The following is a 13480-nucleotide window of genomic DNA, read 5'->3' as shown; positions in this document are numbered from 1 at the left end:
GCTTCCGGACATGCGGAAGCCCTGGTCCCGTGACCGACTTCCCGCTCGACGCGTTCAAAGGGTGCCTAATCATGCATATTCTTCTGCTTCACCCGGTTTCCCAGTGGTCGCTGAACCGCATCGCGGACATCTGCAGCCGTGAAAGCTGGCCGCTGACGATTCTGACGATCGAAAGCTCGACTGTCGGGGACGGCACTCCGGGGCTGCACGAGTGGATCAGAGTGCCCGAGTTGACGAACTCCGCCGAGGACCTGCTGTCGCAGATCGGGTCACGCCGATTCGGCGCGGTGGTCGCCGGCAACGAATTCGCAGTGATCGCGGCGGACGTACTGGCGCAGGAACTCGGCCTGTTCCACAACGATGTCGACAGGATCCGGGCCTCGCGTGACAAGTCGCTCATGCGGGAGGTCTTCGCCCAGTACGACGTGCCGCAACCACAGGTGATCACCCGGCTCTCCTCGATCGGGGAAAGCCGTGCGTTCGACTGGGAGAACGTGGCCTTTCCGGTGATCGTGAAGCCGATCGACATGGCCATGAGCCTCTTCGTGCGCAAGTGCTCCTCGCAGGACGAGGTGGAGGCCACGCTGGCCAAGATGCTGGACTTCAAGCGGTCGCGGCTCACCAACCTCGCCTACACGCCTGGTGCACTCGTCGAAGAGTTCGCAGACGGCCCGGAGTTCAGCCTTGAGTGCGTCGTGCAGGACGAGAAGATCGTCGCGCACGCACTGACCCAGAAGTTCGTGTCAGCGCCTCCGATATGCCACGAGGTCGGCCATATTTCCGGCAGCGGCATACCCGTGCAGCATCAGGAGGGACTCCTGGGAGCCGCCGAGCGCATCGCGTCGGGCTGGGGCATGGCCCAGGGTGTGATGCACATCGAGTTCAAGATGGATGCCGAGCGGATCAGCGTCATCGAGGCCGCCGCTCGCCCCGTCGGGGGCCATGTGCCGGAGATCGTGGAACTCCAGCACGGGCTGCACCTCGAGGAGGCCTATCTGTACGCCCGGGCCGGCCGTGACTGGAAGGCGCCCGAGCGTGAACCCCGGGGAATCTGGCACGGGATTCGATTCCACTTCGACGAACGTTCCGAAGTGGCAAGGCCCGAGAGCGTCGATGTCGTACGGGACGTCCGCAGCGACGACAACATCGTGCCCGGCGCAGAACATTTCTCGGTGAACCGGCGTGCCGGTCACGCGGTACTCCGCAGCGAATCGTTGCAGGACCTGGACGCATACATCCGCACGCTGTAGGCAGCTCCGCGGCCCGTTCTGATCTCCCAGTGAAAGGTGTGCTCCGGCCATGGAATCCCCCAAGCAGGTAATCGTCGTGGGCGGTGGTCCCGGGCTCTGTGACCGTCTGCGCTCGTCCGGCGCGGACATCACGCTGGTCGACACCCCGACGCGCTACGACGCTGCGCTGATTCCGGTCTCCAGGCGCAGTGTGCTGACCGAGTACGACGATCCGACGCTGATCCCGGTGTTGCAGGCGATCCACCGTGACACCCCGTTCAGCGCGGTGCTCTCGCTGACGGAGCAGGGGTTGCTGCCTGCGGCACGGATCGCCGAGGCGCTCGGCATTCCTGGCATGTCGTCAGAAGTCGTCTCGCGTACGCGGGACAAGTTCGCCATGCGGACCTGGCTTCGGGACAAGGCGTTCTCCACGGTCCCCTGCCAGGTCGTACGGGACGCCGACGGCATTCGGAACTTCGCGGCCGAACACGGGTATCCGGTGATCGTCAAACCGCGGCACGGACAGGGAAGCGAGAGCGTGGCGTGCTTCCGCCGGGCCGGTGACGTGGTGATGCCCCCTGAGACCCTGGACGAGTACATCGCCGAGCCGTTCCTGCCCGGCGCGGAATTCTCGGTCGAAGCGTTCAGCTGCGCCGGCGAGCACCATGCACTGGCAATCACCGGCAAGTTCACCCACGACGACGATCCGGCGAACCCCTTCGTGGAGGTCGGACACGTCGTCCCCGCGCCGCTGGAACCCGGTGCCGCGGCCGCGATCAGGGAGTACGTCGCCGAATTCCTCGACGTCATGGGCATCACCGACGGCTGCAGCCACACAGAACTGCGCCTGACGCCTTCGGGCCCCGAGGTCATCGAGACGCACACCCGGGTCGGCGGAGACTCCATCGCCACGCTCGTCCGGCAGGCCACCGGACACGACCTGCTCGACCTCGCTGTGCGATGGGCCCTCGACCGGGTCGGGCCGCACGAGACGGATCACACGGCCCCCGGTGCCGCGGCCATCCGTTTCTTCACGCCGCCGCCGGGGCGGGTAGCCAAGGTCACCGGAGTGCAACGCTGGCAGGGGCTCCCAGGCATCCTGAAGTTGCATCTCCCCGTGCAGGCAGGGGACCGGATCCACCCAATCCGCAACTCCGGAACACGGGTTGGCTATGTGCTGGCCGCAGCCTCGACCGCTGCACAGGCGATGGAGAAATGCCGGAAAGTCATGGCAGGGGTCCGGATCGATGTCAGCCCGGATCCATCGCATTGAAGTTGATGCGGGAATTCCGACGGCCGGCAGGCGGCTGATCGCGGTGGGCGACGTCCCGCTCGAACTGGCGTACTCGCCCGGCTCGCCCGAAGCGGCCGGTGGCCGTCGCACCCGGTGGCCACGTCGGCAGGGATCGCCCGCATCCGGGCGCCCAGTCGGGCCCGGCAGACGGTCTGTCGCATGCCCTCGAATGACCGAGCCGGCGTAACCCACCCCTCCGTCTCATTAATCGAGAACGCTTGTACTCCGGGATCAAGGGTCAGATACTATGCCTCGGATTCATCGTGTCATTTCCTCTTCGAAGAAAGTCGGCATAGCGCATGCAAGGCGATGCAAGTAAGGGCAGCGGGTTGATTCGGGGCCGTTTCGATGAGGGACTGGACGAGGTGATGGAGCAGATCAATGCTTCCATCGGGTTCGATCGAAAAATGGCGGCGCAGGACATCAAAGGATCGCTCGCCCATGTCGCCATGCTGTGCGAGCAGGACATCATTTCCCAGGCGGACGCTACGGCCATCAAAGACGGCCTGGAGGTAATTCGGGCTGAAATCGCTACCGGGGCATTTGCATACTCGGTTGAGCTCGAAGATATTCACATGAATATCGAGTCCCGCCTTCGTGAGCTCATCGGTGCCACGGCTGGGCGGCTGCACACGGCCCGTAGCCGCAACGACCAGGTCGCCACAAGCTTCCGTCTCTGGGTGCGCGATGCGCACGATCGTACGTCGCAGCTGATCCTGCAGCTCGTCGAGTCCCTGGCCGCGCAGGCCGGGCAGCACGCGGAAACCATCATGCCCGGCTTCACGCACATGCAGAGCGCGCAGCCGATCTCATTCGGTCACCACCTGATGGCGTATGTCGAGATGTTCGGGCGCGATCACGGCCGCTTTCGGGACTCTCGTGAACGCATGAACGAGTCCCCGCTCGGAGCGGCGGCGCTGGCGGGGACCTCGTTCCCGATCGACCGTGGACGCACCGCGGAATTGCTGGGCTTTGCGCGACCGATGCGCAATTCTCTCGATGCTGTATCCGATCGGGATTTCGCCATCGAGTATCTTTCTTCCGCATCCCTCTGCATGACGCATCTCTCACGACTGGCCGAGGAGATCGTGCTGTGGATGTCGCCGCAGTTCGGATTCATTGAGCTTTCGGATGCCTGGACGACCGGCTCCTCCATCATGCCGCAGAAGCGGAATCCAGACGCAGCCGAACTGGTCCGCGGCAAGACCGGTCGCGTCCACGGCGCCCTCATTGGCCTCTTGACGGTGATGAAGGCACTGCCGCTGACGTTTTCCAAGGACATGCAGGAAGACAAGGAAACGACATTCGATGCCGTGGAGACGTTGGAACTGTGCCTGAAGGCCATGATCGGCATGATGGGGGACATGAAGCCGCGAGTGAGTGAGATGCGGGCGGCGGCCGGCACCGCCCACGCGACGGCGACGGACCTGGCCGACTGGTTGACACGTGAGCTGGGCATGCCGTTCCGCGAGGCCCACCACATCACAGGGCGCCTGGTGCGGCTGGCCGATGAACGCAAGTCCAGCCTCGATGAGTTGTCGCTCCAGGAGATGCAGGAAGTCGACCCCCGCATCACTGCGGATGTGTTCACGGTTCTCGGGGTGGAGGACTCCGTGACCTCACGCCGCAGTGTCGGCGGGACCTCACCGGAGCGGGTGGCTCAGGAAGTTGAGGAGTGGCGGTCCCGCCTGGATCGTCTGCGCGCCAAGTGACCACCTATCGCGAAATTTTCGGGATCCGGGAGTTCCGAGTCCTCTTCGTCGTCCGTCTGTTCACGATGACCGGAGTCGTCGTCTCCGGCCTGGCACTCGGCACGGTGATGTACCACGAGACGAGGTCACCATTCCTGACGGCGATCTCCCTCTTCGGGGGACCGCTGGTGCAACTCGTCACCGCGCGCTATCTGCTGGCCTCAGCGGATCTGTTCCGCCCGCGCACCGCGATGATCTGCATGGCGGTCATCGCGACGTCGACTGCCGCGTTGCAGATGCTCCCCGGCCTGAGCTGGTGGATGCGCTTCCTGATTCTCGCCGGCGGTTACGTGGCGATGGCCGCCACGTCCGGCACCGTCGTCGCCCTGTTGTCGGACATCGTGCCGAAGGACGCGTACGTACTGGCCCGCGCGACGATGAACATCACGGTCGGGGGAATGCAGATCGTCGGCAATGCGGCGGGCGCCCTGCTGCTCGCCGTGGTGTCGCCCACGTGGCTGTTCGGGATCGCCGCAACGGTGAGCGTCACCGCGGGTGTCACAGCGAGGATCGGGCTCTTCGACCGTCCGCCACGGGCGGTGGGGAAAGTCGTCGAACGCAGCCGCCGTATCAACCGCGAACTGCTGACGTCGTCCGTTGTCCGGCCCCTCTACCTGATGATGTGGGTGCCCAACGGCCTGGTGGTGGGGTGCGAGGCGTTGTTCATCCCGTATTCCACCGGCCATGCCGGATACCTGCTGGCAGCCGGCGCGGTCGGCATGCTCTGCGGCGACATCGTGGTGGGACGGTTCGTTCCCGAAGCTGTGCGCGACAGGCTGATCCTGCCGCTGCGGGTGCTGCTGGCGGTGCCGTTCCTGGCGTTCCCGCTGTCACTGCCGGTGCCGGTCGCGGCGACGCTGGTCGGGGTCTCCGCCTTCGGCTATTCGGCATCGTTGCCACTGCAGGAGCGGCTGGTCCGGCATACCCGCGAGGACGTGCGGGGTCAGGCGTTCGGTCTCTCCGGAACCGGTGTGATGGTGGGTCAGGCCCTGGGCGCGTTGCTGGCCGGCGGCACCGCCCAGTTGCTCGGTGCGGCGGGCTCGGTGGGATGGGCGATGGCCATGATGGCTGTGCTGTCCCTGCTGGTCACCTGGCTGCTGCGAAAAGGCCTGCGCGATCGAGTGGCCGGCAGTGACCGCGTTGATCAGTGCACCGTGGGCCAGGAAGGTGAGCACGAGGTTGCCGTTCCGGCACACGACGTGGGCGGCCAGGTATCGGCGTGACGCAGACCGGACCGTGTGTGGCGATCACGGACCAGCGCATGGGCCACATGCCACATCGACGGCCCCGCGTTCGGCGGGCCGCCCTCCCGTCACCCCTTGGGCTGCGCGAACGCCTCATGGCCGGACTGACGGTACCGGGAATCCCTGGTTCGGCCGGGCCGTGAACAGGCCTCCACCGCACAGCGCGGCAGGACGCGGGATCTCCGGACTGTGCCTGCGCGTCATCGCTCTGCGGATGCGGATGAGGAGTTGAGGCGCACCACGTCGCGGCCCTTAATATGAGGACCGCCTCGGCCGTACGGGACTAGCTTGGCCGCCTGTCCCGGACGGCCGAGTGCGTTGTCGATCGGGCGTGTCCGAGGGATAAACGGCTCGTGGGGAAGTGACCCGGGTGCCATACGATTGCGGCGGTTCGCAGTTCCGGATCTCATCCGCGTGACCCGGCTGAGCGACCTGAGTGGTCGCGCCCGCTGCACCCTCCCGACCTGGGCCCGCCGTGGCTACGCCACCGGGCGCCGTACGTACGAAATGGAGCATCCAAGGATGGCTCGACACCTGGTAACCAGCGCGCTTCCCTACATCAACGGGATCAAGCACCTGGGCAACATGGTCGGGTCGATGCTTCCGGCGGACGTGTACTCCCGGTACCTCCGCCAGCGCGGTCACGACGTCCTGTACATCTGCGCCACCGATGAGCACGGGACACCGGCCGAGCTGGCGGCCAAGGCGGCCGGGCTGTCGGTGGGGGAATTCTGCGCGCAGGCCCATGACGACCAGAAGGCCGTGTACGACGGTTTCCAGCTGGCCTTCGACTACTTCGGCCGCAGCTCCTCGCGGCAGAACGGCGAGATCACCCAGCACTTCGCGCGGAAGCTGCAGGAGAACGGCTTCATCGAGGAGCGGGCCATCCGCCAGGTGTACTCGCCGGCCGACGGCCGTTTCCTCCCGGACCGGTACGTCGAGGGCACCTGCCCGCACTGCGGCTACGACAAGGCCCGCGGTGACCAGTGCGAGAACTGCACCCGGGTCCTGGACCCGACCGACCTGATCGACCCGCGCTCGGCGATCAGCGGCTCCACGGAGCTGGAGGTCCGCGAGACGAAGCACCTGTTCCTGCTCCAGTCGAAGCTCCAGCACGAGGTCGAGGCGTGGGTGGCGCTCCACGAGGAGCAGTGGCCGCAGCTGTCGTCCTCGATCGCCCGCAAATGGCTGACCGAGGGCCTGAACGACCGGGCCATCACCCGCGATCTGGACTGGGGTGTCCCGGTCCCGGCGGACACCTGGCCGGAGCTCGCGGCCGAGGGCAAGGTCTTCTACGTCTGGTTCGACGCCCCGATCGAGTACATCGGCGCGACGAAGGAGTGGGCGGACGCAGCCCCTGACGGTGAGACGCGGGACTGGAAGTCGTGGTGGTACGAGGCCGACGACACCGTGCGCTACACCCAGTTCATGGCCAAGGACAACGTCCCGTTCCACACGGTGATGTTCCCGGCCACCGAGCTCGGTGTCCGCGAGCCGTGGAAGAAGGTCGACGTCGTCAAGGGCTTCAACTGGCTGACGTACTACGGCGGAAAGTTCTCCACGTCGCAGAAGCGGGGCATCTTCACGGACGCCGCGCTGGAGACGCTGCCGGCCGACTACTGGCGCTACTTCCTGATCGCCAACGCCCCGGAGTCCGACGATTCCTCCTTCACCTGGGAGCACTTCGCCGCCACGGTCAACAAGGATCTGGCCGACACCCTCGGCAACTTCGTCAACCGGGTGCTGTCCTTCTCCCGCAAGCGCTTCGGCGACGATGTCCCCGCGGGGAGCCCGGCGGGCGAGGCGGAGACGCGACTCGGCGAGGAGATCGCACGCCTCCTTGCCGAGTACGAGGAGCACATGGAGACCCTCCAGTACCGCAAGGCCGGATCCGCGCTGCGCGCCCTGTGGTCGGCGGGCAACTCCTACCTGGAGGAGAAGGCCCCCTGGCTGGAGATCAAGACCGACCCCGAGGGCGCGGCTCTGACCCTGCGTACGGCGATGAACCTCATCCACCTGTACGCGGTCGTCTCCGAGCCGTTCATCCCGGCCTCGGCCGCCGCGATGCGCGGTGCCTTCGCCCTGGAGAGCGACACCGTGACCTGGGTGACCCCCGAGCAGGCGACGTCCCTGGACGCCGTCCCGGCCGGTACGGCCTTCACCGTGCCGCCGGTGCTCTTCGCGAAGATCTCGGAGGACGACCTGGAGTCCTACCGTGCGCGCTTCGGCGGAGCTGACGCCTGACGGCGCCTTCCGCGCCCGTCCCGTCTGCGGCTCCGTCCGTCGGCCAAGGGCGCGGAAGTGCCCAGCCGCTTCGGCGGGCGCCGCGTCCCCGAGAGGTTTGATGCCCGTACTCGTTGGCATCGGCCCACAGCACGTATCCGAACCCGGATACTCGCTCGGAGCCGACACCAACCGGCGCCGATCCCCGCATGCGGGGATCGGCACGATCTGCGGGATACGCACAGGGACGGCGCGGCTCCCACCCTCGCTCGTACGCGGGCGAATGGATGCCGTGAACGCGGAGGAGTGGACGCCGCGCGAGCTGCGGCACAGCTTCGTCTCCCCGCTGTCCGACAAGGGCATCCCGCTGGCAGATCTCGCGGCTGGTCGGGTACTCCGGTACGGCCGTCACGGAGGAGGTCTACCGCAAGCGGATCGGGCCGGTGATCCAGACCGGAGCGGTCGCGATGGAGACATCTTCAAGATCGATCCGGGACGGTGGACACTCGGTTAGGCACTCAACACAAAACAGGCCCGGTACTGATCTCTCAGTACCGGGCCTGACCTGCAATTCAGCTGTCGGGGTGGCGGGATTTGAACCCACGACCTCTTCGTCCCGAACGAAGCGCGCTGCCAAGCTGCGCTACACCCCGATTGTCGCTCGCGTGGCGGCGACATCGTTTACTTTAGCGGACCTGCGGCCTGAGACGAAATCCGGTTTCGGGCTCGGGCCCAGTGGCCCGTCAGTGCTGGGGCGTGAGCGTCAGCAGTGTCGCCTCGGGCGCGCAGGCGAACCGGACCGGGGTGTAGCGGTTGGTGCCGCAGCCGGCGGATACGTGCAGGTAGGAGCGATTGCCGCCGAACTCGTGGGCGGAGAGGCCCTTGACCCGGTCGGTGTCCAGGTCGCAGTTGGTGACCAGAGCGCCGTAGAAGGGGATGCACAGCTGCCCGCCGTGGGTGTGCCCCGCGAGGATCAGGGGGTAGCCGTCCGCGGTGAACGCGTCGAGGGCACGGATGTAGGGAGCGTGGACGACTGCGAGGGAGAGGTCGGCGCCCGCCTCGGGGCCGCCCGCGACCTGGGCGTAGCGGTCCCGTTTGATGTGCGGGTCGTCGAGGCCGGTGAAGGCGATCTCCAGACCGTCGAGCTTCAGGCGGCCGCGGGTGTTGGTGAGGTTCACCCAGCCCGCCGCGTCGAAGCCGTCCCGGATGTCCTCCCACGGGTTGCGGACGACGTTGACCGCCGCGTCCTTGCCGTTCAGCCCGTGCTTGCCCTGCACCTTCTCGAGGAGATAGCGGGCCGGGTTACGGAACGAGGGGCCGTAGTAGTCGTTCGAGCCGAAGACGTAGACCCCGGGGAACTCGAGCAGCGGCCCAAGGGCGTCGAGGACCTCGGGGACACCCTCCGGGTCGGAGAGGTTGTCCCCGGTGTTGACCACGAAATCGGGGCGCAGGCCCGCCAGGGACTGCAGCCAGCGCTGCTTCTTGCGCTGCCCCCCGACCATGTGGATGTCGGAGACCTGGAGGACACGCAGCGGCCTCGCGCCCGGTGGGAGCACCGGAACGGTCACCCGCCTCAGACGATACGAGCGGGCCTCGAAGCCGGCGGCATAGGCGATGCCGGCCGCGCCAACGGCCGTGATTCCTGCGGTGACTTTGAGGGGGATCCCATAGCGTGCGCGCATGCGTCCATCGTCGCAGACGGCGGGCCGCGGCAAAATCCGTGGGCGGCTGCGGTCCGGTACCTGCGACACTGGGCCGCATGACCACGCTCAAGTCCAAGCTGCACGCAGAACTCACCGAGGCCATCAGGGCCCGCGACGAGCTGCGCTCATCGACGCTCCGGCTCACCCTCTCCGCGATCACCAACGAAGAGGTCTCGGGCAAGACGGCGCGGGAGCTCTCCGACGACGAGGTGATCAAGGTGATCGCCAAGGAGGCGAAGAAGCGCCGTGAGGCTGCCGAGGCTTTCGAGCAGGGCGGTCGTCACGAGAGCGCCGAACGGGAGAAGGCCGAGGGCGAGCTGCTCGCCACCTACCTGCCGAAGCAGCTGAGCGACGACGAGCTGGGCGAGATCGTCGCGCAGGCCGTCGACGAGGCGAAGGCGGCGGGCGCCGAGGGGCCGCGGGCGATGGGCGCCGTCATGAAGATCGTGAATCCGAAGGTCGCGGGCCTGGCCGAGGGCGGCCGGGTGGCCGCCGAGGTGAAGAAGCGGCTTGCGGGCTGAGGCCCTGGCCGGCTGAGCCGACACGGAAGGGGCGCCCCGGTTCGACCGGGGCGCCCCTCCGCGTACCGCCACGCCGCTCAGCCGCGGCCGGCCCGGTTATCTCCTCGGAGTGCCGTTGTTGCCGCCGATGAAGCCGGGCGGGAAGTAGATGCCGCCGGTGTCGCCGTTGTTGTCACCGCCCGGGTTGTCGCCGCCCCCATTGCCGCCGTTGCCGTTGCCGCCGTTGTCGTTTCCGCCGGTCCCGTTGTTGCCGCCGCCGTGGCGCTTGTGCTTGCCGGAACCGGTGTTGCCGCGCGGGACGTCGACGGCGTTGAAGGACGGTGCGTCGGATCCCAGCGCGCCGGTCATCGCGGTCCGCCAGATGGGGCCGGGGAGGCAGCCACCGCAGACCTTGTCGTAGTACTGCCCTCCGATGCGGATGTTGGACATCGGGATCTGCCTCGAGCCGTCGCTGCCGACCCAGACCGCGGTCGACAGGTTGGGGGTGTAACCGACGAACCAGGCGTTCTTGCGCTCGTCGGTGGTACCGGTCTTCCCCGCGTTGTCACGGTCGCTGAGCCCGGCCGCCTTGCCGGTGCCGTCCTCGACGACACCCTTGAGCATCTGGTTGACGGTGTCCGCGGTGTGCTCGCTCATCGCCTTGTTGCAGGTCGTCTTCGGTACGTTCAGCGTCTTGCCGCCGGGCGCCGTGACCGACTCGATGGCGACCGGGGAGCAGTAGGTCCCGCGGTTGGCGAAGGTCGCGTAGACCGAGGCCATGGACAGCGGGGTGGACTCCTGACCGCCGAGCGTGGTGGCGGCGACGTTCTGCAGCGGCTTGTCGTCGCCGCGGGTGTAGCCGACCTTCTTCGCCATGGTCAGGGTCTCGCAGAGGCCGGTCTTCTGCTCCAGCTTCGCGAAGTAGGTGTTGATCGACTTGCCCAGCGCACTGGACATGTCGAAGGTGCCCTTCTCCGTGGGGAGCTCGTTCTCCACGGACCAGGGCTTGTCGTCCGCGGGCCGGTTGCTGCAGCTGCGGAAACTGTCGCCCGGCAGTGAGATCTGCGAGCCCGTGGTGAAGGACTGGGCCGGGCTGATGCCCTTCTCCAGCGCGGCCGACGCGGTGATGGGCTTGAACGTCGACCCCACCTGGAAGCCGGCGTAGGTGCCGCCCATCCTGTTGTCGACGGAGAGGTTGAGCACGGTCTGGTGCTTGCTGAGGTCCAGGCCGTACGGGCGGGACTGCGCCATCGCCAGGATCTTGCCGGTGCCCGGCTGGACCTGCACCACCGCGTCCGCGATCTTGTCGTCCTTGTTGACCTTGGACGTGGCGGCCTGGTTGGAGGCCGTCTGCGACTTGGGGTCGAGCGTGGTCCTTATGGTGAGGCCGCCAACCGCCCAGAGCTTCTTCCGCTCCGCCTCGGTCTTGCCGAAGGCCGGGTCGGAGAGGAACACCTTCCGCACGTAGTCACAGAAGAAACCCGACCCTGCGACGGCGGTGATGCAGCCGCTCCTGGGCTTGGTGACCTTCAGCTTGATCGGTGTGGCCTTGGCCTTGTCGGCCTCGGCCTGCGAGATGTCGTGGAGGTCGGCCATCCGCTGCAGCACCGTGTCGCGGCGCTTGGTGGCCTCCTCCATGTCGTTCACCGGGTCGTAGCGGGTCGGTGACTGGACCATGCCGCCGAGCAGGGCGGACTCGCTGAGGGTGAGGTCCTTCGCGGACTTGGAGAAGTAGCGGTGGGCGGCGGCCTCGATGCCGTACGCCTGCTCGCCGAAGAAGGTGATGTTGAGATAGTTCTCGAGGATCTTCTTCTTGCCGAGTGTCTCCTCGACCTGGATCGCGTACTTGAGCTCACGGACCTTGCGGCCGAGGCTCTTCTGCTGCGCTTCGGCGACCTTGGTCGGGTCGTCGCCCGCCTCCTCGACGAAGACGTTCTTCACGTACTGCTGGGTGAGGGTCGACGCACCCTGGGCCGCGCCGCCCTCCTGCGCGTTGCGGTTCAGCGCGCGCAGCACACCCTTGAGGTCGATGGCCCCGTGCTCGTAGAAGCGTGCGTCCTCGATGTCGACGATCGCCTTCTGCATGTACGGCGAGATGTCCCTGAGCTTCACGACCGTGCGGTCGCGCTCATAGACCGTGGCGATCTGGCCGCCCTTGGAGTCGAGGATCGAGGTGCGCTGGCTCAGCGGCGGAGTCCTGAGGCTGGCCGGGATGTCGTCGAACCCCTGCACCGTGCCCTTGGCCGCCAGGCCGAACACTCCGGCTGCCGGCAGCGCGATGCCTGCCAGCACAGCTCCGGAGAGCGCGGCGACACCGAGGAATTTGGCGGCCTGCTGGGTCGTGGTGAGACCCCCGCCGGAGCGCTTCTTTGGCATGAGAGGCAGCCTAATCCGTTGGCTGTGGCATTCCGACGGAGCGGGGGCCTCTCGGGATGTTCGAGTACCAAGCCGTGACATCGCACGAAGCGTTCGACGAGCCATCGGCGCGCTCCGGGCCGTCCCTGCGGGCGCTTCGGTGGTCTGACCTGGCGTGTCGCCCTCCGGGCCGCACGGGTGGCGGGATGGCGGGACGGTGGGTTGGCCGGCTGTTCGACGGAGCCGACGTGACGAACCGGCGCCGTGAGGCTGTCCACGTCACTGCCCGCGGGCGTCGATGCGATGGTCGATGCCGATGGTCGTTTCCGATCAGCGTCACTGCCGGGGGAGCGGCATGACCGGCGCGTCGGCGGGGCCGGTGAGCCTCGCCAACCGTCCGGCGGCGTGGTCGTTCGGCGGCGTGGCCGAAGCCCCCACGAGCAGCCCCATTCGCCGGACAGGCGTATATGCCTTGGCCTAAGCTGCACTCAACTGTCACAGCAGTACAGCTCCTGATCAAGCCCCCGGCACCACTTCACCCCTCCCGAATAGGGCGAACTCCTGCCGGTAAATGCCCCGTTGTGTCATCTCGCGCCCCTTGTGGCGCAATAGATCTGCCCAGGTTTGCCAGGCTTGTCACGTATGTCCTTGGCTCACTCCGTTGGGTGATCTGCCGCGTACGCATAGTCCGTTCGGGCCATTCAAGATTGGGCCCACCGGGGGTGTTGCGCTGTGCCCACCTTCCGTAACGTCCTCAACTGGCAGCGGTGAATATGCCGCTGCCGCCGTGGGGGAGCCTCGATTCGGGAGAGGACGGCGCCGGCATGGGCTGGGTAACTGACTGGAGTGCGCAGGCGGCCTGCCGCACTACCGATCCGGACGAACTGTTTGTACAAGGGGCGGCGCAGAACAGGGCCAAGGCGGTGTGCACCGGATGTCCGGTGCGTACGGAGTGCCTGGCGGATGCGCTGGACAACCGCGTCGAGTTCGGCGTGTGGGGTGGTATGACCGAGCGGGAGCGGCGCGCATTGCTGCGCAGACGTCCCACTGTCACCTCATGGCGCCGGCTGCTCGAGACAGCGCGGACCGAGTACGAGCGGAGCACGGGCATTCTGCCCGCGATCGTCTCGGACGACGAAGCATTCGAGGAGACGTACGCCGCGGTGGGGTAGACCGCGTGC

Annotated in this window: 9 protein-coding genes, 1 tRNA gene and 1 pseudogene; 8 read left to right on the top strand and 3 right to left on the bottom strand. The window is 67.0% G+C overall.

The features are described from left to right. Window positions 1-71: 71 nt before the first annotated feature. The 6 genes and pseudogenes from OHS16_RS14105 to OHS16_RS14080 all read left to right on the top strand — a co-directional run. A complete protein-coding gene (locus OHS16_RS14105; protein ID WP_328537541.1) occupies window positions 72-1250 on the top strand; it encodes an ATP-grasp domain-containing protein in 1179 nt (392 codons plus the stop codon). A 49-nt stretch (window positions 1251-1299) separates the two neighbouring features. Beyond that, the gene (locus tag OHS16_RS14100) at window positions 1300-2502 is read left to right on the top strand and encodes an ATP-grasp domain-containing protein (RefSeq protein ID WP_328537540.1); all 1203 of its coding nucleotides are present in this window, start codon (window positions 1300-1302) and stop codon (window positions 2500-2502) included. A gap of 320 nt (window positions 2503-2822) precedes the next feature. Then, the gene (gene argH, locus OHS16_RS14095; protein WP_328537539.1) at window positions 2823-4235 is read left to right on the top strand and encodes an argininosuccinate lyase; all 1413 of its coding nucleotides are present in this window, start codon (window positions 2823-2825) and stop codon (window positions 4233-4235) included. Continuing rightward, window positions 4232-5497 carry an MFS transporter gene (locus OHS16_RS14090; protein WP_328537538.1) on the top strand — a complete coding sequence of 422 codons (1266 nt, stop codon included), beginning with the start codon at window positions 4232-4234 and terminating at the stop codon, window positions 5495-5497. The genes argH and OHS16_RS14090 overlap by 4 nt, the downstream gene beginning before the upstream one ends. 543 nt (window positions 5498-6040) lie before the next feature. Next, window positions 6041-7762 carry a methionine--tRNA ligase gene (gene metG, locus OHS16_RS14085; protein ID WP_328537537.1) on the top strand — a complete coding sequence of 574 codons (1722 nt, stop codon included), beginning with the start codon at window positions 6041-6043 and terminating at the stop codon, window positions 7760-7762. Between the two features lie 262 nt (window positions 7763-8024). Then, window positions 8025-8255, top strand: a pseudogene (locus OHS16_RS14080) (site-specific integrase); the annotation flags it as partial. A 65-nt stretch (window positions 8256-8320) separates the two neighbouring features. On the opposite strand, the gene OHS16_RS14075 reads toward OHS16_RS14080, so the two are convergent. Further along, window positions 8321-8394, bottom strand: a tRNA-Pro gene (locus OHS16_RS14075). A gap of 90 nt (window positions 8395-8484) precedes the next feature. Next, window positions 8485-9423, bottom strand: coding sequence for a metallophosphoesterase (locus tag OHS16_RS14070; protein ID WP_328537536.1), 939 nt, complete (start codon window positions 9421-9423; stop codon window positions 8485-8487). Window positions 9424-9500: 77 nt separating this feature from the next. On the opposite strand from OHS16_RS14070, the gene OHS16_RS14065 reads away from it, so the two are divergent. Beyond that, complete coding sequence (locus tag OHS16_RS14065) at window positions 9501-9965, top strand: GatB/YqeY domain-containing protein (protein WP_328537535.1); 465 nt, start codon at window positions 9501-9503, stop codon at window positions 9963-9965. 96 nt (window positions 9966-10061) lie between these two features. Here the strand turns inward: OHS16_RS14065 and OHS16_RS14060 are convergent, their stop codons facing one another. Continuing rightward, complete coding sequence (locus OHS16_RS14060) at window positions 10062-12320, bottom strand: transglycosylase domain-containing protein (protein ID WP_328537534.1); 2259 nt, start codon at window positions 12318-12320, stop codon at window positions 10062-10064. Between the two features lie 803 nt (window positions 12321-13123). Here OHS16_RS14060 and OHS16_RS14055 point away from each other — a divergent pair. After that, a complete protein-coding gene (locus OHS16_RS14055; RefSeq protein ID WP_328537533.1) occupies window positions 13124-13471 on the top strand; it encodes a WhiB family transcriptional regulator in 348 nt (115 codons plus the stop codon). Window positions 13472-13480: the final 9 nt, after the last annotated feature.

This window comes from Streptomyces sp. NBC_00344, from assembly GCF_036088315.1.
Taxonomy (GTDB): domain Bacteria; phylum Actinomycetota; class Actinomycetes; order Streptomycetales; family Streptomycetaceae; genus Streptomyces.
The sequence above is the reverse complement of the archived record's forward strand: the minus strand, read 5'-3'. Positions and strand labels throughout refer to the sequence as shown.